The organism is Streptomyces sp. NPDC059009 (assembly GCF_042740175.1).
In the GTDB taxonomy this organism is placed as follows: Bacteria; Actinomycetota; Actinomycetes; order Streptomycetales; family Streptomycetaceae; genus Streptomyces.
On the sequence record NZ_JBHYJB010000052.1, the window covers coordinates 1 to 24,687 of the forward strand.

At 73.6% G+C, this 24,687-nt stretch carries 23 protein-coding genes and 1 pseudogene; 17 read left to right on the forward strand and 7 right to left on the reverse strand.

The window, feature by feature from the left end; translation table 11 throughout:
• Window positions 1-152 precede the first annotated feature (152 nt).
• Entirely contained in the window at window positions 153-332 is a 180-nt protein-coding gene (locus ACFWYM_RS38250; protein ID WP_384847944.1) for a hypothetical protein, read from the forward strand.
• A 36-nt stretch (window positions 333-368) separates the two neighbouring features.
• Here the strand turns inward: ACFWYM_RS38250 and ACFWYM_RS38255 are convergent, their stop codons facing one another.
• A complete protein-coding gene (locus tag ACFWYM_RS38255; protein ID WP_384847947.1) occupies window positions 369-1,307 on the reverse strand; it encodes a trypsin-like serine peptidase in 939 nt (312 codons plus the stop codon).
• Window positions 1,308-1,488: 181 nt separating this feature from the next.
• Complete coding sequence (locus ACFWYM_RS38260) at window positions 1,489-2,031, reverse strand: hypothetical protein (protein ID WP_384847950.1); 543 nt, start codon at window positions 2,029-2,031, stop codon at window positions 1,489-1,491.
• A gap of 193 nt (window positions 2,032-2,224) precedes the next feature.
• Between ACFWYM_RS38260 and ACFWYM_RS38265 the strand changes: the two genes are divergently transcribed.
• Window positions 2,225-5,521, forward strand: coding sequence for an amidohydrolase family protein (locus ACFWYM_RS38265; protein WP_384847953.1), 3,297 nt, complete (start codon window positions 2,225-2,227; stop codon window positions 5,519-5,521).
• A 51-nt stretch (window positions 5,522-5,572) separates the two neighbouring features.
• Here ACFWYM_RS38265 and ACFWYM_RS38270 read toward each other — a convergent pair whose 3' ends face one another.
• Entirely contained in the window at window positions 5,573-6,166 is a 594-nt protein-coding gene (locus ACFWYM_RS38270; RefSeq protein ID WP_384847956.1) for a PadR family transcriptional regulator, read from the reverse strand.
• A 93-nt stretch (window positions 6,167-6,259) separates the two neighbouring features.
• On the opposite strand from ACFWYM_RS38270, the gene ACFWYM_RS38275 reads away from it, so the two are divergent.
• The 10 genes from ACFWYM_RS38275 to ACFWYM_RS38320 all read left to right on the forward strand — a co-directional run bounded on the left by ACFWYM_RS38275 (window position 6,260) and on the right by ACFWYM_RS38320 (window position 15,301).
• Window positions 6,260-6,652 (forward strand): nuclear transport factor 2 family protein, encoded by a 393-nt coding sequence (locus tag ACFWYM_RS38275; protein ID WP_384847958.1) that lies wholly within the window; start codon window positions 6,260-6,262, stop codon window positions 6,650-6,652.
• Between the two features lie 126 nt (window positions 6,653-6,778).
• Complete coding sequence (locus ACFWYM_RS38280) at window positions 6,779-8,077, forward strand: aminopeptidase P family protein (protein WP_384847960.1); 1,299 nt, start codon at window positions 6,779-6,781, stop codon at window positions 8,075-8,077.
• 94 nt (window positions 8,078-8,171) lie between these two features.
• Window positions 8,172-9,326 (forward strand): NAD(P)/FAD-dependent oxidoreductase, encoded by a 1,155-nt coding sequence (locus ACFWYM_RS38285; RefSeq protein ID WP_384847963.1) that lies wholly within the window; start codon window positions 8,172-8,174, stop codon window positions 9,324-9,326.
• An 85-nt stretch (window positions 9,327-9,411) separates the two neighbouring features.
• A complete protein-coding gene (locus tag ACFWYM_RS38290) occupies window positions 9,412-9,717 on the forward strand; it encodes a (2Fe-2S)-binding protein (RefSeq protein WP_384847966.1) in 306 nt (101 codons plus the stop codon).
• Window positions 9,698-11,239, forward strand: coding sequence for an FAD-dependent oxidoreductase (locus ACFWYM_RS38295; RefSeq protein ID WP_384847969.1), 1,542 nt, complete (start codon window positions 9,698-9,700; stop codon window positions 11,237-11,239). Before ACFWYM_RS38290 ends, ACFWYM_RS38295 begins: the two co-directional genes overlap by 20 nt.
• 117 nt (window positions 11,240-11,356) lie before the next feature.
• Window positions 11,357-12,265, forward strand: coding sequence for a dihydrodipicolinate synthase family protein (locus ACFWYM_RS38300; protein WP_384847973.1), 909 nt, complete (start codon window positions 11,357-11,359; stop codon window positions 12,263-12,265).
• A 68-nt stretch (window positions 12,266-12,333) separates the two neighbouring features.
• Window positions 12,334-13,341 (forward strand): proline racemase family protein, encoded by a 1,008-nt coding sequence (locus tag ACFWYM_RS38305; RefSeq protein WP_384847976.1) that lies wholly within the window; start codon window positions 12,334-12,336, stop codon window positions 13,339-13,341.
• 134 nt (window positions 13,342-13,475) lie between these two features.
• A complete protein-coding gene (locus ACFWYM_RS38310; protein ID WP_384847979.1) occupies window positions 13,476-14,144 on the forward strand; it encodes a GntR family transcriptional regulator in 669 nt (222 codons plus the stop codon).
• On the forward strand, window positions 14,137-14,718 hold the full coding sequence (locus ACFWYM_RS38315; protein ID WP_384847982.1) for a GNAT family N-acetyltransferase: 582 nt from the start codon (window positions 14,137-14,139) through the stop codon (window positions 14,716-14,718). The genes ACFWYM_RS38310 and ACFWYM_RS38315 overlap by 8 nt, the downstream gene beginning before the upstream one ends.
• 94 nt (window positions 14,719-14,812) lie before the next feature.
• The gene (locus tag ACFWYM_RS38320; protein WP_384848148.1) at window positions 14,813-15,301 is read left to right on the forward strand and encodes a nitroreductase family deazaflavin-dependent oxidoreductase; all 489 of its coding nucleotides are present in this window, start codon (window positions 14,813-14,815) and stop codon (window positions 15,299-15,301) included.
• Between the two features lie 63 nt (window positions 15,302-15,364).
• Here the strand turns inward: ACFWYM_RS38320 and ACFWYM_RS38325 are convergent, their stop codons facing one another.
• Entirely contained in the window at window positions 15,365-15,949 is a 585-nt protein-coding gene (locus ACFWYM_RS38325) for a GNAT family N-acetyltransferase (RefSeq protein WP_384847985.1), read from the reverse strand.
• Between the two features lie 499 nt (window positions 15,950-16,448).
• On the opposite strand from ACFWYM_RS38325, the gene ACFWYM_RS38330 reads away from it, so the two are divergent.
• On the forward strand, window positions 16,449-17,327 hold the full coding sequence (locus ACFWYM_RS38330) for an aldo/keto reductase (protein WP_384848151.1): 879 nt from the start codon (window positions 16,449-16,451) through the stop codon (window positions 17,325-17,327).
• 18 nt (window positions 17,328-17,345) lie between these two features.
• Here the strand turns inward: ACFWYM_RS38330 and ACFWYM_RS38335 are convergent, their stop codons facing one another.
• A complete protein-coding gene (locus ACFWYM_RS38335; protein ID WP_384847988.1) occupies window positions 17,346-18,254 on the reverse strand; it encodes an alpha/beta hydrolase fold domain-containing protein in 909 nt (302 codons plus the stop codon).
• Window positions 18,251-18,829 carry a quercetin 2,3-dioxygenase gene (locus ACFWYM_RS38340; RefSeq protein WP_384847991.1) on the reverse strand — a complete coding sequence of 193 codons (579 nt, stop codon included), beginning with the start codon at window positions 18,827-18,829 and terminating at the stop codon, window positions 18,251-18,253. The genes ACFWYM_RS38335 and ACFWYM_RS38340 overlap by 4 nt, the downstream gene beginning before the upstream one ends.
• Window positions 18,830-18,898: 69 nt before the next feature.
• On the opposite strand from ACFWYM_RS38340, the gene ACFWYM_RS38345 reads away from it, so the two are divergent.
• Both ACFWYM_RS38345 and ACFWYM_RS38350 read left to right on the forward strand, forming a co-directional pair.
• Window positions 18,899-19,333 (forward strand): MarR family winged helix-turn-helix transcriptional regulator, encoded by a 435-nt coding sequence (locus tag ACFWYM_RS38345; protein WP_384847994.1) that lies wholly within the window; start codon window positions 18,899-18,901, stop codon window positions 19,331-19,333.
• A pseudogene (locus ACFWYM_RS38350) lies at window positions 19,330-19,911 on the forward strand (ADP-ribosylglycohydrolase family protein); the annotation flags it as partial. The gene ACFWYM_RS38345 and the pseudogene ACFWYM_RS38350, both read left to right, overlap by 4 nt.
• A 50-nt stretch (window positions 19,912-19,961) precedes the next feature.
• Here the strand turns inward: ACFWYM_RS38350 and ACFWYM_RS38355 are convergent.
• Complete coding sequence (locus tag ACFWYM_RS38355) at window positions 19,962-21,833, reverse strand: cation:proton antiporter (RefSeq protein ID WP_384847997.1); 1,872 nt, start codon at window positions 21,831-21,833, stop codon at window positions 19,962-19,964.
• Between the two features lie 213 nt (window positions 21,834-22,046).
• Here ACFWYM_RS38355 and ACFWYM_RS38360 point away from each other — a divergent pair, with 213 nt between their 5' ends.
• Together ACFWYM_RS38360 and ACFWYM_RS38365 are read left to right on the forward strand one after the other, a co-directional pair.
• Window positions 22,047-23,564 (forward strand): PQQ-binding-like beta-propeller repeat protein, encoded by a 1,518-nt coding sequence (locus ACFWYM_RS38360; protein ID WP_384847999.1) that lies wholly within the window; start codon window positions 22,047-22,049, stop codon window positions 23,562-23,564.
• Window positions 23,565-23,660: 96 nt separating this feature from the next.
• Window positions 23,661-24,659 (forward strand): zinc-dependent alcohol dehydrogenase family protein, encoded by a 999-nt coding sequence (locus ACFWYM_RS38365; RefSeq protein WP_384848002.1) that lies wholly within the window; start codon window positions 23,661-23,663, stop codon window positions 24,657-24,659.
• The last annotated feature ends 28 nt before the right edge of the window (window positions 24,660-24,687 follow it).

Genomic DNA, 24,687 nt, shown 5'->3' on the forward strand with positions numbered 1-24,687 from the left:
CCTCAAGAGGTCACCGGGCCGACGCCGTTGTGGCCCGTTCATCCGCGGTTCTGTCCGCAATCGGTCAGCCCACGGATTTCGTACGCGCCGAAGGGCCAGACTGCCGCTGTCCGCCGGCCCCCGCGGCCACGCCTCGAGGCAGGGAGTTCCCCGTGATCACCGAAGTGAGTGCCGGGCTCGACCGGGAGGTGTTCATGCCCGCGTCGGTCACCGCCGACGACGGCTTCGACCTAGAGGTGCAGCGTGCGGCGGGCCCGCTCGCGATGGCCGCCGTCACCGAGGTCTGCGACCGGTGCTGCGGCGCGCAGGGCCTCGAGGGCCACTGCTGCTAGGACACCTCCTGGCTGCGCCCGCCCCGGGCACGGGAGTTACGCGTGCTGTGCCCCGTCGTAGACCTGCCAGGCCGCGTCCCGGAAGTACGCCCAGTACGCCGGGCCCCAGGACCCGAAGTAGCTCGCGGTCTGCATCGCCTCGCCGTTGCTCTGGTAGTTCACGACGAACGGGCCGCCGCTCGCCCCGCCCGAGAGCCCGTTGCACGGGTTGATGCTGACCCCGCCCTGCTGCGCGTCGGACGGCATGCCCTCGCACCACACCGCGTAGTCCTTGTCGCCGGGGATGCCCAGGGCGTGCGCGTAGTTGTTGGTGGGTTGGTTGAAGCCGATGCCCGAACTGCCGACGGTGTCCTGGACGTGCCCGCCGCCGTTGCCGCCCGTGCTCAGCACGATGAACGCGTTGTCGCCGCCGGGGCTCTTGTCGTCGACGCGCCAGCCCATGGAGCGCCAGTTCCACCAGCCGTGCGGGGCGTTGCCGCGGTCGTAGCCGGGTGCGAAGCGGAAGTTGGTGTACGTCTGGCCGGTGTCGATGTCCATGACGCAGTGCCGGGCCGTGGCGATGACGTCGCGATTGTTGCTGGTGACCACGTTGGCGGAGCAGATGTAGTCGCCCTTGCCGGGCACGGTGAACACCAGGCGGCCGAGGGTGCCCCACACGCTGGCCTCGGCGCCGACCTCGTTCTTCGGGGCGGTCGCCGGGAGGCGTCTGGGCTTGCCCGCCGGGTCCTTGGCGGCGGAGGGCGCCGGTGCGACGGCTAAGGCGGCCTTCTCGGCCAGCTCGGTCGCGGGCTTGGCGTGCGCGACGCGGCTCGGCGTCCAGTAGGCGTCGAGCTGCTCGGACGGGGTGTGGTTGGTGGCGGTGTCGGCCACGTCGCTGCGCGGAGGCTGAACCGGACCGGGCTCGGCCGTCGCCTGGCCGACGGCGGCCAGGGCGAGCCCGGCCGCGCCCATGAGGGCAAGTGCTGTACGACGCACGGGAGTTCCCCTTCGTGGAGAGTGGGAGAAACAGGATCCCCGTGAGCATCAGGAGCGGCAATCAATGCGCGGTGAACGCGGCAGCGGGCGGACGTTGATTCCCCGCGCTGCTCACCTCGTGCTGCTCACCTCGTGCTGCTCACCTCGTGCCGCTCACGTCGTGCTGCTCACCCCGTGCTGCTCACGCCTCCGGCAGCACCGCGTCCTTCGCCTTGTCCCCGGCGGGCAGTTGGTCCGCGTAGCCGCCCTCGGTCCACACCAGCTTCTTGAACTGCTCCGGCGTCAGCTGCCCCGGCCACGGCTGCCCGCCCGGACAGAACACGGTCGTGCAGCCGTAGCAGTAGCGCGCGGGCCGCCAGACCCGCTCGGCGCGCTCCTCGCCCGCCCGGGCCGCCGCCCCGTCCCTGCTGTCCCCACGCACCACCATGATGGTCAGGGCGAAGGCGACGACGGCCAGGACGAGTCCGCCGACGATGTACAGCGGCTTGTCCTGCTCCTTGCCCGTGTAGGCGAGGCCGCCGCCGATCAAGAGGCTGATGGCCATGCCCTCGATGAAGTGCAGACAGCCGTCGCCGCTCGTGTCCGGAGCCATTTCCAGCCGGGAGTTGAGGTTCTCGCGCAGTGTGCCCTTCCCGCTGCGCGCCTCGTCGACCGGCCGCGTCTCCTGACCCCCGCATCCGGGACATACGAGGTCAACCGGGCTGCCCGTCGCTTCCGTCGCCATGGTCGCGGACTCTATCGGACGCTTGTACGGGGCCAGTTGGGCGCCCCAGTCCCACCCGGCCGGGGTGGCCGATCCCGGAGGGCGTCCCCCTATAGCGGTTGCGTGCCGTGGGCCGGGCCCGGAACCCTCGTGTCACGCTCGGCCCGTTCGCGCGATGCACCGCTTCGCACAACTCGTCCGTCCTGGAGGCACGTTGACCACGCCCGCCCCGTCCGGCCGCCCCGTCGAGTCCGATGATCCGTGTGCTGACACATCCAGAGCCGGGCTCTCCCGGCGGCGCCTCCTCCAGGCCGGGGCCACGGTCGGCGGCGCGGCCGCGGTGACGGCCGCCACCGGTTCGCTCGCGGCTGCCGCGGCCTCCGCGTCTCCCGAGGCCCCCGCCCTGGCGCGCACCGCACAGGCGAGCGGCACGGCCACCACCACGCTCACCGTCACCGCCGCCACCAATGGCGCCGCCACCCTCGCCGCCACGCCCGACGGGCCCCTCGTCGCCGAAGTGCAGAACGTGCTGTGGTCCGTGCCCCGCGACGGCGGCCGCGCCACCGCCCTGACCCCGCCCGGCCTCGAACCCACCCGCCCCGTGCTCTCCCCGGACGGGCAGCACCTCGCGGTCTGCGCCTACCGGGGCGGCGGCTTCCACCTCTGGACGCTCGCGCCCGACGGCACCGACCTCGTGCAGCGCACCGACGGGCCCTGGGACGACCGGGCCCCCGCCTGGTCGCCGGACGGGCGTCGCCTCGCCTTCGCCTCCGAACGCAGCGGGGACCCGGTTGGCGGCAGCCCGTACCGGATCTGGGTGCTCACCCTCGACACCGCTGAACTCGCCCCGCTGACCGGCCTCGACGGGCAGGACGGGCCCCACCAGTCCGGCCCCTGGGAGGACTTCGACCCGGTGTGGTCCGCCGACGGTCAGCGCGTGCTCTTCGTGCGGGGCGCCGTCGTGCAGGGGCCGACCGGGCCCGCCCTCAAGTCCCGCACCCTCGCCTCCGTGGCCGCCGACGGCACCGGCCCCGTGCGCACCGAGTACCAGGAGAGCGCCGAGGCCGAGGTGATGACGCCCGCCGTCTCGCCGGACGGCCGCATCGCGCATCTGCGCACCACGCCGCAGCCCGCCGGGACGTGCACGCTCGTCGTGGCCGGGAAGGCCGTCGCGGTCGGCGGCGACGTGGCCCCGGTGCCGCCGCGCTGGGTGGGGCGGGACGAGCTACTCCTCACCGTGGACGGGCAGTTCACCCTCGTGCGGGCCGACGACCCCGGCGCCGCGCGCCGCATTCCCTTCCGCGCCGAGCTGCCCGTCACCCGGCCCCGGTACCAGGTCAAGGAGTACGACCTCGACGGGCACGACGCGCGGCCGGTGCGCGGCGTGCACCTGCCCGCGCTCTCGCCGGACGGCCGCCGCGTCGCGTTCGCCGCCCTCAACTCCCTCTGGATCGCGGATGTCGACGGCAAGCGGCGGCCGCGCGCCCTCGTGCGCGCCCGGCCCAGCCGCTACCTCCTCGCGCCCGCCTGGACCCCCGACGGCACGGCCCTCCTGTACGCCGACGACCGCGACGGACTGCTCGCGATCCGCCGCCACGACCTCGACTCCGGCAAGGACACCGAGCTCGCGAGCGGCGGCCGGGTCTTCCCCGCGCTCTCCCCGGACGGGCGCCGCCTCGCCTGCCTCGACCTGGCCGGGAACCTCCTGGTGCGCGACCTGGCCACCGGCGAGGAACGCACGCTCGCCGCGCCGCTGGGCGGCGGTGGCGTCCCGGGCCCGCCCAGCTGGTCGGCGGACGGCAAGCACCTCGCGCTCTGCGACCGCAACCGGCTCAACATGCGCTTCCGCGAGGGCTACAACCTCATCCGCGTCGTCGACGCCGCCACCGGCGCCGCGCGCCTGCACGCCCCCGCCCCGCACCTCTCCCTCGCCGACCGCTACGCCTCCGGCCCCGTGTGGTCGCCCGACGGCCGCACCATGGCGTTCGTCTCCGAGTCGGCGCTGTGGCTGCTCCCCGTCCGCGCCGACGGCACCCCCGACGGCAAGCCGCGGATGCTCGCCGACGAGCCCGCCGACCACCCCTCCTGGTCGGGCGACTCCCGCACGCTGCTCTACCAGTCGGCGGGCCGGCTGCGCCGCGTCGACGCCAAGGGCGGCGCACCCCGCACCGTCCCCGTGCACCTCACCTGTCGCAGGCCCCGGACCCAGGACACCGTGGTGCACGCGGGCCGGCTGTGGGACGGCACCGGGGAGCGGGTCCGCGAGGACGTGGACGTCGTCGTGCGGGACGGGCGCATCGCCGAGGTGACCCCGCACCGCGCGGGACGCCCGGCGGCCCGCCGCGTCGACGCCTCCGGGCTGACCGTCCTGCCGGGCCTGTGGGACGCCCACACCCACCCCTGGCAGACCACCTACGGCGGCCGCCAGACCGCGACGCAGCTCGCCTACGGCATCACCACCGCCGTCTCGCTCGGCGGCTTCTCCTACGAACAGGCGCGCCTGCGCGAGGCGATCACGGCCGGAGCCCTCGCGGGCCCGCGCCTGCTGTCGACCGGCGAACTCCTCGACGGCGCCCGCGTCGCGTACAGCATGGGCCGCGCCCACCGCACCGAGGAGGGCCTGCGCCGCTCCCTGGCCCGGGGTGCCGCGCTGGACTGGGACTTCGTCAAGACGTATGTGCGCGCGCCGGGTTGGGTGATGAAGGCGGCCGCCGACTTCGCGCACGAGCGGCTCGGCGTGCGCTCCGGCAGCCACCTGTGCACCCCCGGATCCCAGCTCGGCCAGGACCTGACGACCCATCTGCAGGCCACCCAGCGGCTGGAGTTCGGGCACGCCATCACCGCGAGCGGCCACGCGCAGCAGGACGTCGAGGAGATCTACACCGGCGGCAACGGCTTCCACCTCGTCGCGACGCCCTTCGGCGCCCTCGCCCTCCTCGGCGCCGACCCGGCGCTCGCCCGCGATCCGCGCGTGACCCGGCTGCTGCCGCCCTGGGACGTGCAGTCCGTCGAGCAGCGGGCCAAGACCCCGCCGACGCGGGACGAACTCGCCTGGCTGGACCGGGAGACCGCGATCTACCGGCGGATCCTGGCCGGGGGCGGCCTCATCGTCCTCGGCACCGACGCACCGCTCGTCCCGCTCGGCCTCCACCTCCACCTGGCCCTGCGCGCCCTGCACCGCGCCGGGCTCACCCCGGCCCAGACCCTGCGCACCGCCACGGCCCTGCCCGCCCGGGTGTTCGGCGCGGACCGCGACCTCGGCACGGTCGAGGAGGGCAAGCTCGCCGACCTCACCCTCGTCGACGGCGACCCTTTCACGGACTTCGACGCCCTGATCCGCACGGTGTCGGTGGTGCGGGGCGGCCAGGTCTTCCAACAGGACGATCTGGTGGGGGAGTTCCCCGCTCCGCGTAAGGAAGCGGCGGCCACAGGCGGGGCGGACGCGCGGCACTGGGAGGCCGTCGGCCGCCAGCTGAGGCGGGACAGCTGCTGCGACGGGGCGGTGGACTGAGGAGCCGGGAGGAGGACTGACGGGCAGGGAAGGAGAACGCGGCGGGCGGTCTTACGCGCGATCGCCCGGCCGCCGCTGTCGCTGCGGTCGCCGCCGTCGCCGCTCGAGGACCTTCAGGGCCCGCTCGCCCCACCGGAGGTTCTCCCGCTCGAAGTCGATGCCGCGCAGCAGCGTGAGATAGGGGCCGATGCGCCGGGCGCTCGCGAAGAACTCGTCTTCGGAGCGCCCGCGCAGCATCCGCCCCCGCAGCCGCTCGTAGTGGTCCAGCTTGGCGGCCGCCCACTCCATCCGCTCGGCGACCGCCGCCCGCACGGCGTCCAGGTCGCCCACGTCGGCGCAGCGCACCTTGACCAGCAGCTCGTCGCGGACGGCGGTGGGCCGGGCGGACGGCTCGGCCGTGTACGCGCGCAGGGCCGCACGGCCGGAGTCGGTGAGGGAGAAGACCCGCTTGTTGGGGCGGCCCTCCTGCTCCACGGCGCGCGCGGCGACCAGGCCCTCGCCCTCCATGCGGTCCAGCTCCCGGTAGAGCTGCTGGGGCGTGGCCGTCCAGAAGTTGGCGACCGAGGCGTCGAACTGCTTGGCCAGGTCGTAGCCGGACGCCTCGCCGTCCAGGAGGGCCGCCATCACCGCGTTGCGCAGAGCCATTGCGCCATTAGACCAGCTCGGCCTAGGGTCCGGAGCACTGACCTAGTCAATTTGTTGTCTATGAAGACTATGAAGTCTCTGAGAGGCGGGACCATGCACTCCTTCCGTGAGGCGGTCGAGGCGAACGACCTGGAGGCCGTGGAGGCGCTCCTTGCCGACGACGTCGTCTTCACCAGCCCGGTCGTCTTCAAGCCGTACCAGGGCAAGGCGGTCACGGCCGCGATCCTGCGGGCCGTCGTGCGCGTATTCGAGGACTTCCACTACGTACGCGAGATCGGGAACCCGGACGGCCGCGACCACGCCTTCGTGTTCGCCGCGACCGTCGCGGGCAAGCAGATCCAGGGGTGCGACTTCCTGCACTTCGACGACGAGGGGAAGATCGACGACTTCACCGTCATGGTCCGCCCGCTCTCGGCGGCCCAGGCCCTCGCGCAGGAGATGGGCGCCCAGTTCGAGCGGATCGCGCAGGAGACGTCCGGGAAGTAGCGCCTGCCGGCCACCCCGGCGCCGGTCGGCGTGCGGGCTCCAACTGCACGTGTTGTGACGGTAGTTGGGGCATCGGCGTCGGGGCATGTGATGTGTAGGGTAGTAATGTGAAATTGCACTGACAAGGTGTCGGCTCCCTCTTGCTTCCTTGCACCCCGTCCTGCTTCGCACCCCCGCCCGGGCGCCGCATGCCCCGCACCGCGCGCCCGCCTCTCGGCCCGCTTTCCCGGCGAGCGCATCGTCGTCCCCGCGGGCGAGCTGCGCGTGCGCTCGAACGACTGCGACCACCGCTTCCGCCCGCACAGCGCCTACGCCTGGCTCACCGGCCTCACGGGCGAGGACCAGGCGGGACACGCGCTGATCCTGGAGCCCGCGGGCGCGCACGCGCACGAAGCGGTCCTGTACCTCCGCCCGCGTTCGCCGCGCACCGGCCGCGGCTTCTACCAGGACCGCCGCTACGGGGAGTTCTGGGTCGGCCGCCGCCCCGACCTGGCCGAGGCCGAGCGCATGACCGGCATCCGCTGCGTCCCGCTGCACCCCGAGGCGGCCCTCCCGCCGGGCCGCGACGCCGCCGGCGACCCCGAACTGGCCGCGGTGCTCGGCGAGTTGCGCCTGGTGAAGGACGCCCGGGAGGTCGGCGAGCTGCAGCGTGCCGTCGACCACACCGCCGCCGGGTTCGAGGACGTCACCCGCGCCCTGCCCCGGGCTCTCGCCCACCCGCGCGGCGAGCGCTGGATCGAGGGCGTCTTCGGCCTGCGCGCCCGCGCCGAGGGCAACGGCACCGGCTACGAGACCATCGCCGCGTCCGGCGCCCACGCCTGCGTGCTCCACTGGATCCGCAACGACGGCCCGCTCGACCGCCGCGACTTGCTGCTCCTGGACGCCGGGGTGGAGACCGACAGTCTCTACACGGCCGACATCACCCGCACCCTGCCCCTGTCCGGCCGGTTCTCGCCCGTCCAGCGCCAGGTGTACGAGCTCGTGCTCGCCGCCCAGGACGCGGGCATCGCGGCCCTGAAGCCGGGCGCCCGCTTCCGCGACTTCCACCGTGCCGCGATGCGCGTCATCGCCGAAGGGCTCGTGGAATGGGGGGTGTTGGGCGGCGCCGACGGTGACCTCCACCGCCGCTACACCCTGTGCAGCAGCGGCCACATGCTCGGCCTCGACGTCCACGACTGCGCGCAGGCGCGGGCCGACGCCTATCTGGACGGCGTCCTGGAGGAGGGCCAGGTGCTGACCGTCGAGCCCGGGCTGTATCTGCAGCCCGACGACGAGACGCTGCCGCGCGCGCTCCGCGGCATCGGCGTGCGCATCGAGGACGACCTGGTGATCACGGCCGAGGGGGCCCGGCTGATATCGGACGCCCTGCCGCGCGCGGCGGACGACGTCGAGGCGTGGAGGGGGGCACTGCTCGACGGCGCGTGACGGAGCCGTCCGAGAGCCCGCATGCCCAAGTGCCCGTCCGGGCGAGCGTGTTGGAGGTCTTGGCAAGCCAAGTGCAATGTGAAATATTACTGGCGTGCTCACGAGAGACTCCTCGGACGTGATCGTCGTCGGCGCCGGAGTGATCGGCGCCGCCTGTGCCTACTACGCGGCCAAGGCGGGCCTGTCCGTCACCGTGATCGACCGCGGCCCCGTCGCGGGCGGCACCACCGGCTCCGGTGAGGGCAACCTCCTGGTCTCCGACAAACAGCCCGGTGCCGAGCTCGAACTCGCCCTGCTCTCCTGCCGGTTGTGGCGCGAGCTCGCCACCGTCCTGCCGCCGCGCATCGAGTACGAGGAGAAGGGCGGCCTCGTCGTCGCGGCCGACTACGGCAGCATGAGCGCCCTGTGCGACTTCGCCGCCGCCCAGCGCGCGGCGGGCGTCACCGCCGTCGAGGTGCCCGCCGACCGGCTCCACGAGGCCGAACCCCACCTCGCGCCCGACCTCGCGGGCGGCTTCCACTACCCGCAGGACGCCCAGGTCCAGCCCGCCCTCGCCGCCGCGCACCTGCTGCGCGCCGCCGGGCCGAGGGTGCGGCTGCGCCTGGGCAAGGAGGTCACCGGGCTGCTCACCGGACCCGACGGACGCATATGCGGGGTGCGCACCCCCGTCGGCGAGATGCACGCGCCCGCCGTCGTCAACGCCGCGGGCACCTGGGGCGGCGAGCTCGCCCAACTCGCGGGCGTGGCCCTGCCGGTGCGGCCCCGCCGCGGGTTCGTCCTGGTCACCGAGCCACTGCCCCGGCTGGTCCGGCACAAGGTGTACGCCGCCGACTATGTGAGCGACGTGGCCAGCGACTCCGCGGCGCTGCAGACCTCCGCCGTCGTCGAGGGCACCCCCGCGGGCCCCGTCCTCATCGGCGCCAGCCGCGAGCGCGTCGGCTTCGACCGCACGCTGTCCACGGCCGCGCTCAGCCGCCTCGCCGCCCAGGCCACCCGGCTCTTCCCCGCCCTCGCCCGGGTGCGGGCGCTGCGCACGTACGCCGGATTCCGCCCCTATCTGCCCGACCACCTGCCCGCGATCGGCCCCGACCCGCGCCTGCCCGGGCTGCTGCACGCCTGCGGGCACGAGGGCGCGGGCATCGGGCTCGCCCCGGCGACCGGGCTGCTCATCGCGCGCTGGCTCACCGGGGCCGAACCGCCCCTGGACGCGGGCCCGTTCCGGCCTGAACGCTTCACTTCGGCGGCCTGAGACCCGGCCGCCTGAGACCCGGCCGCCGCAGCACGGCGGCTGTCGCCCCTCCCAGTGACGTCCCCCAGCGAAAGGAGGCCCCGCGGTGGCTGCCCGCACCCCCTCGGAGCCCTGCGGCGAACCCGTCCCGTTCACCTTCGACGGCCGCACCCTGACCGCCGGGCCCGGTCAGTCGGTGGCCGCCGCGCTGTGGGCGGCGGGCATCCTCGCCTGGCGCACCACCCGCCACGGCGGCCGCCCGCGCGGCGCCTTCTGCGGCATCGGCCACTGCCACGACTGCCTGGCCACCATCGACGGCCGCCCCAACCTGCGGGCCTGCCTGGTCCCCGTCCGTCCCGGCACCGAGGTCACCACTCAGGAAGGGCACGGTCATGGCACGCCCGGCGCGTGACGGGGGAGGGGGCATCGCCGACGGCCGCGCCGATGCCCTGGCCGATGACCTCGCCGTCGACCTCGCGGTCATCGGCGCGGGCGCCGCCGGGCTCGCCGGGGCCGCCACCGCCGCCGAACTCGGCCTCACCGTCGCCCTGTTGGACTCCTCGCCCCGGCTCGGAGGCCAGTTCTACCGGCACCCGGACCCCGCCCTCGGACCGCCACGACACGGCTGGCCCGCCTTCGACGACCTGCTGCGGCGCGTACGGGACGCTACCGGCCTCCGGCACCTCGCCGGGCACCAGGTGTGGACCGTCACCCGCGACACCGAGGACCGCCGGCTGGGCGCGCGCCGGCAGTGGAGCGTGCACGCGCTCGCCGGGACCGACGGCGACCCGGCGGCGGAGCGGCCCGTGCGGGTCAGGGCCCGCGCGGTGCTGCTCGCGACCGGGACTTACGAACGCCAACTCCCCTTCCCCGGCTGGACGGTGCCCGGCGTCGTGGGCGCCGGGGGAGCGCAGGCCATGCTCAAGTCCCACCTCGTCCTGCCCGGGAAGCGCGTCGTCGTGGCGGGCAGCGGGCCGCTCCTGCTCGCCGTGGCCACCTCGCTCGCCGCCGCCGGAGCCCGCGTCCCGGCCCTCGTCGAGGCCACGGGCTACGAGCGCTACGCCCGCCACCCCCGCACCCTCGCCGCCAACCCCGACAAGCTCACCGAGTCCGCCGGGCACGCCGCCGCGCTGCTGCGCCACCGCATCCGCCCGTACCCGCGCAGCGCCGTCACCCAGGTGCACGGCACCGACCGCGTGGAGGCCGTCACCGTCAGCCGCCTCGACCGCGACTGGCGGCCCCGGCCCGGCACCCAACGCCGCATCGCCTGCGACGCGTTGGCCGTCGGGTTCGGCCTCGTCCCGCAGATCGAGCTCGCCACCCAGCTCGGCTGCGCCACCCGCCGCACCCCGGACGGCACCCACGCCCTGCTCCTGGACGCCCGCCAGCAGACTTCGGTGCCGGGCCTGTGGGCGGCGGGTGAGACCGGCGGCGTCGGCGGGGTCCGACTGGCCCGTACGGAGGGGGAGTTGGCGGCCCACGCCATCGCCGCCCGGCTGCGCGGCCGCCCCGCCCTCGCCGCAGGGCCCCGGGTGCGCACGCTGCTCGCCCGCCGCACCCACATGCGGGCCTTCGCCGAGACCATGACCGCCGCCCACGCGCCCGGCCCCGGCTGGACCCACTGGCTCGACGACGCCACGGACGTCTGCCGCTGCGAAGAGGTCACCGCGGGCCGCGTCCGCGAGGCCGTCGCCGATCTCGGTGCCCGCGACGCGCGCACCGTGAAGCTGCTCACCCGGGCGGGCATGGGCTGGTGCCAGGGCCGCTTGTGCGGGGCGGCCGTCGCCTGCCTCAGCGCCCAGCAGGACGTGGCTCCCTCCTCGCCCGAGCGCCGCCCCTTCGCGGTGCCCGTCCCGCTGGCAGCTCTCGCCGAACTCCCTCAAGAGGCCGAGGAGGGAGGCGAGTTGGGCGAAGAGAGACAACGTGAGCAGTAGTCCGCACCGATCTCTGCCTCCCCCTCCCGACATCGAATGTCACTCCCCCCAAACATCGAAGCTCCCCCCCCCGACACCGAAGGTCACCGCCCCCATCACAGAAGGACGGCCCCGCACATGAACGTTCCCCTCTGGACCGCCGACCGACCCTGGCGCGGCATCATGGTCGCCACCGCCCTGCCGCTGCGCGCGGACCTCTCCGTCGACCACGACGCCTATGCCACCCATGTGCGGTGGCTGATCGACCACGGCTGCGACGGCGTCGTGCCCAACGGCTCGCTCGGCGAGTACCAGACGCTCACCGAGGCCGAACGCGCCCAGGTCGTGCGCACCGCCGTCGCCGCCGCCGGGGACGGGGCCCGGGTGATGCCGGGCGTCGCCGCGTACGGCAGCGCCGAGTCCCGCCGCTGGACCGAACAGGCGGCCGAGGCGGGCTGCGGCAGCGTCCTGCTGCTGCCGCCCAACGCCTACCGCGCCGACGAGGCCGCCGTCCGCGCCCACTACGCCGAGGTGGCCTCGGCCGGACTGCCCGTCGTCGCGTACAACAACCCCATCGACACGAAGGTCGACCTCACGCCCGCGCTCCTGGCCGGGCTCCACGACGAGGGCAGCATCGTGGCGGTCAAGGAGTTCAGCGGCGATGTGCGGAGGGCGTACGAGCTGGCCGAACTCGCCCCGGAACTGGACCTGTTGATCGGCGCAGACGACGTGCTCCTGGAGCTCGCCGTCGCGGGCGCCGTCGGCTGGGTCGCCGGCTACCCGAACGCCTTCCCCGACTCCTGCGCCGCCCTCTTCCGCGCCGCCGTCGCCGGGGACCTGACCACCGCGCTGCCCCTGTACCGGGCCCTGCACCCGCTGCTGCGCTGGGACTCGAAGACCGAGTTCGTCCAGGCCATCAAGTTGTCCATGGACCTGACCGGCCGCCACGGCGGGCCCGTGCGGCCGCCCCGCACCCCGCTCACGGCTGCCGCGGCGGACGCGGTGCGGGAAGCGACGGAGAAGGGTGTCGCCGAGGGCCACCGCTGAGCGAGGACCGGACACAGCCGAGCGAGGACCGGACAGAGCTGAGCGAGGACCGGACCGAAGGGACCCCCATGCGCACCCGCCACGTCTTCCACGCCGTCGACTCCCACACCGAGGGCATGCCCACGCGCGTCATCACCGGTGGCGTCGGCGTCATACCCGGCGCCACCATGGCCGAGCGCCGCGAGCACTTCATCGGCCAACTCGACCATCTGCGCACCCTGTTGATGTACGAGCCGCGCGGCCACGCCGCCATGAGCGGTGCCATTCTCCAGCCCCCGACCCGCCCGGACGCCGACTACGGCGTGCTCTACATCGAGGTCTCCGGTCTGCTTCCGATGTGCGGGCACGGCACGATCGGCGTGGCCACCGTCCTCGTCGAGACCGGCATGGTGCCCGTCGTCGAGCCGGTCACCACCGTGCGTCTGGACACCCCGGCGGGACTGGTCAGCGTCGACGTCCACGTCACGGAGGGGGCGGCGAAGGCGGTGACCTTCACGAACGTGCCCGCGTTCTGCGTCGCCCTCGACCGCAAGATCGACGTGCCCGGCCTCGGCACCGTCACCTACGACCTGGCCTTCGGCGGCAACTTCTACGCCTTCGTCGAACTCGCCGCCCTGGGGCTGCCGTTCGACCGCTCCCGCAAGGAGGAACTGCTCGCCGCGGGGCTCGCGGTCATGGACGCCGTGAACGCCGACCCGGACCACCGCCCCGTCCACCCCGAACAGCCCGCGATCGCCGGACTCAAACACGTCTACCTCGCGGCACCCGGCTCCGACGCCCACCGCTCGCGGCACGCGATGGCCATCCACCCCGGCTGGTTCGACCGCTCGCCCTGCGGCACCGGCACCAGCGCCCGCATGGCCCAGCTGCACGCGCGCGGCCAACTGCCCCTGCACCGCGACTTCGTCAACGAGTCCTTCATCGGCACGGAGTTCACCGGCCGCCTCGTGGAGGAGACCACGGTCGGCGGCGCCCGGGCGGTCGTCCCTACCATCACGGGCCGCGCCTGGGTCACCGGCACCGCCCAGTACTTCCTCGACCCCGACGACCCGTTCCCGCAAGGCTTCCTGGTCTAGGCCCAGGTCACGGTCTAGGCCCAGGCCGCGGTCCAGGCCCAAGTCCAGGTCCAGGTAAAGGTCCAGGCTTCCCGGTCCGACAACGTGACATTGTACGGTGGGGCCCTGCGGCGGCAGCATCGAAAGGGAACGTCATGGGCTACCTGAAGCGCAATCTGGGCATGCCCCGCGAGCGGCTCCGCGACCAGGTCGCCCACGCGCTGCGCGCCGCCCTCATCTCCGGTGAACTCCGGCCGGGACAGGTCTACTCGGCGCCCGGACTCGCGGAGGACTTCGGCATCTCCGCGACGCCGGTGCGCGAGGCGATGCTGGACCTGGCCCGCGAGGGCCTCGTGGAACCCGTACGGAACAAGGGATTTCGCGTCACGGAGGTCGACGAGGGGGACCTCGACCAGTACACGGAGATCCGGCTGCTCATCGAGGTGCCCATGATCGGGCGGATCACGCGCGGCGCCGCCCGCGAGGACCTGGAGGCGCTGCGCCCGGTCGCCGAGGAGATCGTGCGCGCCGCCCGCGACCACGACCTGATCGGCTACCTGGACGCGGACCGCCAGTTCCACCTCTCGCTGCTCGCGCTCGGCGGCAACGCCCGCCTCGTCGAGACGGTCGGCGACCTGCGCAAGCGCTCCCGCCTGTACGGCCTGACGGGCCTCGACGAACGCGACCAGCTCGTCCCGTCCGCCGAGGAGCACATCGAACTCCTCGACCTGATGCTGGCCGGGGACGCGGAGGGCGCGGAGAAGTGCATCACCCGGCACCTGGGGCATGTGCGGTCGCTGTGGGCGGAGCCGGGCGATGAGTGAAGCGGGCGAGGCCGGCGAGGCCGGTGAGGTCACTGAGACGAGCGATACACAGGAGCCCTGGCTCGCCGCCCCGCTCGTGACGGCACGCCTCACGCTGCGCCCCGTCGAGGAGCCGGACGTCCCGGTGCTGATGCCCCTGTGGACCCACCCCGACGTCCGCCGCCACCTCGGCGGCCCGGTCCCGCGCGAGGTGATCGAGGCCCGCCGCGCGCGGGCAGCGGGCGCACCCGGAGTGTTCACCGTCGTCCGCACGGCGGACGGCGCGCCCCTCGGCCTGGTCACGGTGCGGCCGGACGGCCACGACGGCCGTACGGAGGTCGGATATCTCTTCCTGCCGGACCACTGGGGCCGGGGCTACGCCCGCGAGGCGGTGGCCGCCGCGGTGGACTGGGCGCTGGCCGAGGGCCCGCCCGCGAAGGTCCCCGGCGAGGTGGTCGCGGTCACGCAGGCGGCCAACACGCGCTCGCGCAGGGTCCTGGAGGGACTGGGCGCGCAACTGACGGACCGGTTCGTGGAGTTCGAGGCGCCGCAGCTGATGTACGTGTTCAGGGAGCCGGTGTCGCCGGGCGGTTGAGCCGTCCTGTTCCCCTACGGCGCTCTCCCCTTCGCGCGACGCTTGTGCTGGACTGTCCCGACATCATCCGTACCCGGCGATGGCGGTGAATGCGGTGGCTCTTGAGGGCGCGTACGACCCGAGTCCGGCGCAGTGGATTCGTGAACAGGTCGAGCTGTACGAGAGTTCGGGCGGCACGCAAGGGACGACGCTCTGGGACACGGGCCTGCCCGTCGTCATCGTCACGATGCGCGGCGCGAAGAGCGGCAGGATCCGCAAGATTCCGCTGATGCGCGTGGAGCACGAGGGGCGGTACGCGGCGGTGGCCTCCAAGGGCGGCTTTCCGCGCCACCCGGTCTGGTACTTCAACCTCAGGGCCGAGCCGCGGGTGGACCTCCAGGACGGGCCCGAGCGCCGGGGCATGACGGCCCGTGAGATCACCGGGGACGAGCGGGACGAGTGGTGGGAGCGTGCGGTCGCCGCGTTTCCGCCGTACGCCGAGTACCAGGAGAAGACCGACCGAGTGATCCCCGTCTTCGTCCTCGAACCCGAGCCGTCGGCCGGACCGGCCCCGGCGGACGCCCCGGCGCGGACGCGGAACTGAGCTTCGGAACCTGGCCGTTCGAGACAGCGGCGAGGTCCCGTGAGACGGGACGGCGCCCCTGCCTCAGCCGTCCCCGCGGACGAGGGCGTGCACATGCATGTCGTGCCAGCCGTCCGCATGGCGCGCCGCGCCCCGCCGGACGCCCTCCTCCGTGAAGCCCGCCTTGGCCGCGACCCGGCACGAGGCCGGGTTCGCCGTCGAGTGCTCGATCTCCAACCGGTGGAACCCGGCGGTGTGCAGCGCCCATGCGCACAGCGCCCGGACCGCGCGGGGGCACACGCCACGGCCCCGCGCGGCCGGTGCCGTCCAGTACGCGATCTCGGCGACGCCGTCCGGCAGGGCGAACGACTTGAGGGAGGCCCGGCCCAGGAGCGTGCCGTGCGCGGCGTCGACGACCGCCCAGCTGGCGCCCGTCTCGTCCGGCCAGTGCCGCTGCCACCGGGTGATCCAGGCGCGCGCCTCGGCCACGGAGTCCGCACGCCGCACGTGCCAGCGCTGGATCTCGGGATCCTCGAAGACCGCGCGCACGTCCTCGGCGTCGGAGAGCCGCCAGGGCCGCAGGGAGAGTTCCGCGTCGACCGGCAGCAGGGGCTGGGGTGTCGAGGCGAGGGATCCGGCAGGTATCGCGGGGGTGGCGAGGGTCGGCATGGGGGGCACCCTAGGGCCTGTCCGCCGGATCCTGCCGCGGTCGCCTCGGCGTGGTCGTCGTTGAGCGACGCGCAGCTCGGCTCGCGTCCTTGCGACCGGTCCCGCCGGACAGGCCCTGGCGGGGACGGGGGTTCAGCCCTGTCCAACGCCGCGTCGGCCGGGATCGTTCCGCTCCTCGATGTGATCTACCTCCGCCCCGGCGGGGCTGTCGGCAGGCCCGGCGCCCCCGCATACTCCTAGGACCTGTCCGGCGGATCTTGCCGCGGTCGCGGGCTGTGCCACGCCGATCTGCGGCGTTGTCGTCGGTTGCCAACGCTCCGCGTTGTCGCCCTCCTCCGCCTTGCATCTCGACGCACCACAGCCCGCTCACCAGCGACGGACGGCACAGCTCGGAATCATGCGGCCTGATCCGCCGGACAGGCCCTAGCTCCACAACGGCCGCCCGGCCGACAGCGAGAGGACCCCCGCCTTGCCCGTATCCCCGCACCCCGAGCCCGCCATGACCGACAGCCCCGCGGCGGCGGCCGGCACCTGGACGCTCGGTGATCTCAACGTCAACCGCGTCGGGTTCGGCGCCATGCGGCTCACCGGGAGCGCGGCCTTCGACCTCGGTGCGCCGAGCGACCGCGAGCGCTCCCTGGCCGTGCTGCGCCGTCTCGTCGAGCTCGGCGTGAACCACATCGACACGGCGGCCTTCTACTTCTCCCGGCTGCGCTCCGCCAACGAGCTCATCAACACCGCGCTCGCGCCCTACCCGGAGGACCTCGTCGTCGTGACGAAGGTGGGGCCGGGCCGGGACCCGTCGGGGGAGTGGTTCGCGGCCCGGCCGGACCAGCTGCGCGGGCAGGTCGAGGAGAATCTGCGGCAGCTCGGGCGCGACCACCTCGACGTGGTGAACCTGCGCCGGATGAGCCAGGAGTCCATCGCCGAGCACTTCGGCGCCCTGGCCGAGCTGCGGGACGCGGGGCTCATCAGGCACCTGGGCGTCGCCCATGTCACGGCGGCCCACCTGGCCGAGGCCCGGGCCATCGCGCCGGTCGTCTGCGTGCAGAACCAGTACGGCCTGGACACCCGCGAGCATGACGAGTTGCTGCGCCTGTGCGGGGAGGCGGGCATCGCCTTTGTTCCCTACTACTCCATCGCCGGCCCGGGGAAGGAAGCGGGCGCCGATGCCCGGGGCGATGAGGAGGACCGCGTGCTCGCCGTCGCCGCGGCGCGCGGGATCTCGCCGACCCAGGTCCGCCTCGCCTGGACCCTCCAGCAGGGACCGCACGTCCTGGCCATCCCGGGCACCGGCAACCCCGCCCACCTGGAGGAGAACGTGGCCGCCGGTACCGTACGCCTGACGGATGAGGAGCTGCGGGCCCTGACCGGCTGAACGCCCCTGCGGGAGCGGTCAGTTCACAGCGGCTGCCGCGAAGGCGAGCGAGCGGTTGAAGATCTCCTCCACCTGGGATCCGGACAGCCGGTGCCAGCCGTGGTCGGCGCCCGGCACCGGCCACAGCTCGGCCCGCGCCCCGGCCTTGTCGAGCGCGGCGGCGAGGGCCTCGCTGTGGCTGAGGTGCACCATCGTGTCCGCCTCGCCGTGGACGAGCAGGAACGGCGGAGCGTCCGGGGAGACCTGGGCGAGCGGGCTGGCCGCGCGGGCGAGCTCCGGGACCGCCGCGGGCGCCGCGCCGAGCAACTGGGCCTCGGGAAACTGGTCGTTGTGGGGGTCGAACCCGCCGCGCGCGGTGGTGAGGTCGCTGGGCCCGTACCAGATGACGGCTCCGCGTACGTCCGGGGCGCCGTCGGCTCCCTCGGCGCGGGGCTCGGTCAGGGCGAGCAGCGAGGCGAGGTGGCCGCCCGAGGACTCGCCCCACACCACGGTGCGCGCCGTGTCGACGCCGAGTTCGGCGGCGCGCAGCGTCAGCCAGCGCAGCGCCGCGCGCAGGTCGTCGAGCGGGGCGGGGAAGACGGCCTCGCCGCTGAGCCGGTAGTCGACGCTCGCCACGGCGAGGCCCGCCGCCGCGATCCGCGCGAACGGCCCCGGCGTCCAGCCGCGCAGGCGCAGCCCCATGTCGTCGCGCCGCCCGCGTCGCCAGGCACCCCCGTGCACGTAGAGGACCAGGGGCGGCCGCTCGCCGGAGCCGGACTCCGGCAGCCACAGGTCGAGTTCCAGGGGGCGGGAGCCCTCGACGTTCCCGTACGGGACGCCGCGCAGCAGGCGGACACCGTCCCCGGCGGGGGCGGCGGGCGGCAGCGGGGCGACGTCCGGGTGCGGGACCGGGAGCAGTTCCCATACGGGGCGTTCGGTGGCTGTCATCGGAGCGGGGTCCTCCACTCGTGATCGGGCAGGAAGGTGACGTCGAACTGCCGGGCGGCGTCGGCGAATCGGCGAGGTTCGGGGACGACCGGGCGCTGTGGCAGGCCGAGTTGCTCGGTGGGCGCGCCCAGCGTCTCGAAGAACCGCTCGAAGGTGCCGCCGATTCCCGCGGCGCCCGGTCCCGCGGCGACGCCGACGATCTGGGTGTGGTGCCGCTCCATGCGGTAGGCGTGGCGGCAGTTCTTGGGCACGAAGCCGAAGTCGCCGGGGGTGAGCAGCTTCTCCTGCTGCTCGCCCCCGGCGTCCTCGACGAACAGCCGGACGGCGCCCTGGGTGACGTAGAAGACCTCGTGGGTGTCGGTGTGGAGATGGGCGGGGATGAGGTCGCCCCGGGGTCCTTCCACGGTGAAGAAGTTGAAGGTGTTCTCGGTCTGCTCGCCGCCCGCGTAGATGGTGATCAGGTCGCCGAACAGATGGGCGCGGTCGCCCTCGCCCTTCTCGACGAAGTACGGCTTGCCCGGCTCGGGGGGTATGCGCGACGCCTGCCGGTGGCGGGTGGCGTACTCGATGGTCATACGGTGACTCCCTGGTCCGGCCCCGGAGTCGGGCCCCGGAATCCCTGAACGTCAGGTAGCCTGACATTTATGCCCGCGCCCCGCAACCTGCCCCAACTCCTCGGCGACGCCCGCCGCTGGTTCGACGAGGGCCTCCTCGCGGCCATGGCCGCGGCGGGCGCGACACCGGTGTCCCCGACCCAGGTCCAGCTCTTCGCGGTCCTCGACGAGAGCGGCACGACGGTCGCGGAGCTGGCCCGCCGCATGGGCGTCACCCGCCAGACCGCCCACCAGGCGGTGCACGGCCTGGTCGCCACGGGCCTGCTGGAACAGATCCCGGACCCCGACTCCGCCCGGCAGCGCCTGATCCGCCGCACGGCGGAGGGCGAACGGGCCCACCGCCAGGCCGAGTCGACGCTCGGCGAGCTGGAGGAGCGACTCGCCGACCGCATCGGCCACGACACAGTGGCGGCCCTGCGGGCGGCCCTGGAATCCATCACGCAGGGGGCGCGAGGCGCGTGCTGAAACGAGGTGAACGAGTCGTCGGGACGGTCGTCGGCTCGGCGGTCGGGGACGCGCTGGGCGCTCCCTTCGAGTTCGGTCCGGAGGGTGCGTACTCCGCCCGCTTCCCCAGCACCTCCCAGGGCGGCGAGATGTGCGGAGGCGGCGGCTGGGAGCCGGGCGAGGCCACGGACGACACACAGATGGCCGTACTGGTCGGGGAGTCCCTGCTGGAGCGGGACGGCCTCGACCTGCCCGACATCTTCGCGCGCTTCCAACGCTGGGCGGCGAGCGGGCCCAAGGACATCGGGCTGCAGACCGAGTCCGTCCTGACCGGCGGCGACCCCTGGGACCGGGCCGCGGCGCTGCACTTCCAGGTCAGCCAACGGGCGGCGGGCAACGGCTCGTTGATGCGGGCGTCGACGTCCGCCGTCCACTTCGCCCGCGCGGGCCGGACGGCCACGATGGACGCCGCCCGGCGCATCGCCGCCCTCACCCACGGCGACCGCGCCGCCTGGGAGGGCACCGCCCTGTTCCACGAACTCGTCCGCGTGGCCCTGGAGGGCACCGACCCGCGCGACGCGCTGCCCGACCGTCTCGCGGGCTGACTCCGTACCGCGCCGCCCGGCCCCCCCACAACCCACCCCGGATCTCAGTCGGAGCTCACCTCGAGGAGCTGCTCCATGCGCGCCTCGTCCAGGTCGAGCGCGTGCTGGGCGTGGGTGAGGGCACGGGAGCTGTAGGTGCCGCGGGAGCGGGCGGACAGGAGCGTCTCGCGTTCGGCGGTGAGCACGGCGAGGCGGAGCTGGATGTACTGGGCGCGCTGGAGATCCGTGGCCTCGACCCGCGCGGCCTCCTCTGCCGCAGCCGCAGCCTCCTCCGTAGCGGCCACCTTCTCCTGCGTCGCCTTCCCCTGCGTCCCCTTCTCCGCGGTCACCTCCTGCTGCGCCTCCTCCCCCGCTCCGGCCGTCGTCCCGTCCTCGGACGACCGCGACCGGCCCCGAACACTGTCGGCGCGGACCCGGTCCACGACCTCGGGTGCGACCGCGCCGGGCCCCGTCCCGTCGGTGTCGACCCCGTCGACCCCGTCGAGCACGGCGGCCGCCGCGTCGCCGAGTTCGGTGAGGAGGCCGACGTAGTCCGCGCGCAGCACCTCGGGGTCGTCGCCGGGGACCCGTACGCCACGGATGACGGCGGGCAGCGTAAGTCCCTGCAGGAACAGGGTCGTTGCCGCGACGACGAAGGCGATGAGGATCAACTGGGGGCGGTACGGGGTGTCGTCGGGAAGGGTCTGTGCCGCCGCCACGGTGATCGCGCCGCGCATCCCGGACCAGGCGAGGACGACGCCGCCGCGCCAGCCCAGTGTCTCCTTGAGGACGAAGTCCACATGGGCGGAGACCCGGGTGACCCGGTGTCTGATGCGCTTCAGCTGCCGCTCGCTGAACCGGCCGTCGTTCCGTTCCACGGAGTCGGTGGCGTCCAACCGGGCCTGCATGCGCTCCAGATGGGGCTTGGCCTCGGCGGCGCGCCGCTCGTCCTTGCGCAGTGCGGCGACGAGCGGCGCCACGAACACCATCCGCGCCACGATGACGAACGCGGCGGCGGCGAGGCCCACGCCGAGGGCCCGCCAGGCGCTCAGGCCGTGGTCGTGGACGTCGTCGATGAGGGCCTTGAGGCCGAGGCCCATGAGCAGGAAGACGGTGCTCTCCAGGAGGAACGCGACGGTGCGCCAGTTGGTGGCCTCGGCGAGGCGGTCCTGCGCACGCAGGAAGCGCGGGCTCTGATGGCCCGTCACCAGCCCGGCCACGACCACCGCGAGGACCCCGGACGCGTCGAACTCCTCGGCGGGCACGTACGCGACGAAGGGGATCACGAAGGAGATCGCGGTGTTGAGGACGGTGTCCTTGAGGAGCGCGCGGACGCGCACATTCACGACACCCACGACGAGACCCGCCGCGACGGCCACCACCACCGAGAACACGAAGTCCCCGGCGACACCCCACACGGACACGCTCCCCGCGATCGCGGCGATCGCGGAGCGCAGCAGGACCAGGGCCGACGCGTCGTTGACCAGGCCCTCGCCCTCCAGGACGGTCAGGAGCCGCGACGGCAGCCCGAGCCGCTTGCCCACGGAGGTCGCGGCCACCGCGTCGGTCGGGCTCACCACCGCGCCGAGCGCGAACGCGGCGGGCCAGCCCACCTCGGGCAGCAGCCAGTGGAAGAGCCACCCGGCGCCCAGCGTGGTCACCACGACAAGCAGCACCGCGAGCCCGCTGATCGTCTTGAAGTTCCGGCGGAAGTCGATCGCGGGCATGGTGACGGCCGACGAGTACAGCAGCGGCGGCAGCACCCCGGCCAGGATCCACTCGGGCTCCACGTCCGGATGCGGCACCCCGGGCACGAAGCTGAGCCCGATGCCGACGACCACCAGGCTCAGCGGGGCGGCGAGGCCGAGCCGCTCGGAGAAGGCGGCCACGGCCACGATGCTGACGACGCCGACGATCGCGATCAGGGTCAGTTCCATGTGACGCATTCTCAGCAACCGCGGGGGCGAACGGCGGCGCACCGGGGAGTGTCGGCGGTTCTAGAACGATCTTCTAGAAAAGTCCTCCAAAAAGTCCTCTGGAGGACCCCCTTCATGGTCCAGACTCATGGCCATGGCACGTCATGGACATGAGTCGTCGAGCTTACGGAGCGCACGGTGAGGCGAGGAAAGAAGCGGACGTCGGAGCCGTCCGTGTACGGTCCCGTCCACCGGCCGGTGCGCGGCAACCCGTACGCCGGGTCCCGGCAGGCGCGCAGCAGGCCCCTGCTCGTGGCCGGTGCGGTGCTCATCGCGCTGCTGCTGGTGGGTGGGGGAGTGTTCCTGGTCACGAGGGGTGACGGCGACGGCGGCGATGGGGCCGAGGCGGCTCGCACGCCTTCGCCGCACGCCAGCGGCACCGCCGAAGGCGACGCCAAGCCCGCGCGCCCCGAGCCGAGCGCGAGCGCTCCCGACCACTGGGCCAAGGACGTCAACGGGGAACGCAAGCCCGGTGAGGCCAAGGTGTGGCGGGCCCTGAACACGGGGGCCGTGCCGGGCAACGGCGCCTCGCTGCACGACGTGTGGACCGTCGGCGGCACCCTGGTGCAGGCCGGGTACAAGGACATCACCGCCTACCGGGTCGCCGACGGCTCGGTCGCGTGGTCCGTCGAGGCGCCCGCCAAGATCTGCGACACCCCCGTCAACCCCACGCCGGACGGCAAGGTCGTGATCGCGTACAAGGCCGGCACGAGCGAGAACGCCAAGTGCAATCAGCTGCAGATGATCGACCTGCGCACCGGCGACAAGGGCTGGCACAAGGAGCTGACGGAGCACAGCATCATGGACAGCACCCTCATCGTGCACCTCGCCATCTCCAAGGACACCGTGCTGGTCGGCCAGAACATGATGGCGTACGCCTACCGCGTGAGCGACGGCAAGCACCTGTTCACGTCGAAGAAGGAGTTCAAGGGCTCCTGCTACCCGGAGGACGTGGCCGGCGGCGCCCGGCTCCTGGAGATCGACAGCTGTGGGGTCAGCGCCCCGAAGCCGTTCAGCCAGCTCAAGGAGCTCGACCCGGAGACCGGCCGCGTGAAGTGGCGCTACGTGGGCAAGAAGGGCGTGTCCATCAGCAAGGTCTACTCCGTCGACCCCGTCGTGGTCACCCTCAAGGACCGCGAGGACATGGATCACTGGACCGTCGTCGCGCTCGACGACCGCGGCAAGCTGCGGTCCCGGCTGAAGTTCGGCTCCCACGTCTTCGAGGAGTGCGAGGGCAGCGGCGACTCGGGCCGGGGCGCGCAGAACTGCTCGGGGGCCGCCGTCGGCGCGGACCGGTTCTATCTGTCGACCGAGCCGAAGGACGGGAGCCTCGGGGCGAACAGGATCGTCGCCTTCGACCTGGGCTCCGGCAAGGTGAAGTGGGCGTCCGGGAGCGGGAGTTACCAGCTGCAGCCGCTGCGCGCGGAGGGCTCGGGCAAGAAGGCGAAGGTCGTCACATACGCGCGGGCGGCCACCGGCAAGGCCGGGCGCACCGTCCGCTTCGGCCCCCGGGGCGGTGAGCCCGAGGTGCTGCTCAAGCACCCGGCGGCGGCCGCGAAGGTGGAGTCCGGGATGTTCGCGGCGACGACCCTCTACCGCGACGGCCGCTTCTTCGTGGCGCCGTCCCGTCTCGACGGCAACTCCTACGACGACGAACCGGAGCGGTCCCGGCTGCTCTCGGTCGGGCGGTGATCTCCTCCCGGTGAAACTCGGCCACCCCTCCCCATTACTTCGATGACGGTGATACTTTGACCGACATCGAAGTATAGAAAGACATGGGGAGGGATCATGGCCACGGCCAGAGCGGTGCGGTTCGACAGGATCGGCGGGCCCGAGGTCCTTGAAGTGCGCGAGGTCCAGGTCGGCGAGCCCGGCCCCGGGGAGCTGCGGATCCGCGTGGACGCCATCGGCCTGAACCGGGCCGAGGTCATGTTCCGCGAGGGCACGTACTACCTGCGGCCGGAGTTCCCCTCGGGCCTCGGCTACGAGGCGGCGGGCACCGTCGAGGCGGTCGGCCCCGGCGTCACCGGGTTCGCGGTGGGTGACCCCGTCGGTGTGGTCCCCGCGTTCCGGCAGACCGACTACGGCACGTACGGCGACCGCGTCCTGGTCCCGGCGGCCGCCACCGTGCCGCGCCCCGCAGGGGTCGCGCCCGAGCAGGCCGCGGCGGTGTGGATGGCCTACCAGACCGCGTACGGGGCGCTGGTGGAGGACCAGCGCAACCGCCCGGGCGACCACATCCTGATCACCGCCGCCTCCAGCAGCGTCGGCCTGGCCGCGATCCAGACCGCCCACCGCATCGGCGCGACCCCCATCGCCACGACCCGCACCGCGGAGAAGAAGCAGCGCCTCCTTGACGCCGGGGCCACCCATGTCGTCGTCACCGACGAGGAGGACCTCGTCGCGCGCGTCAAGGAGATCACCGACGGGGCGGGCGTGCGCACCGCCTTCGACCCCGTCGCGGGCCCCGGCGTCGAGACCATCGCCCAAGCCGTCGCCCCCGGCGGCCAGTTGATCGTGTACGGCGCCCTCGACCCGCGCCCCACCCCGCTCCCCGGCGCCCGCAGCTACCCGGCGCTCACCACCCGCACGTACACGATGCACGAGGTCACCCAGGACCCCGAACGCCTCGCCCGCGGTGTCGCGTTCATCAACGCGGGCCTCGCCGACGGGTCGTTCACCCCGGTCGTCGACCGCACCTTCGACCTGGCGGACATCGTGGCGGCACACCGCTACCTGGAGTCCAACGCGCAGGTGGGCAAGGTCGTGGTGACGGTGCGGCACTGAGGGGGCACCGGGGGCGGCACACACCCGG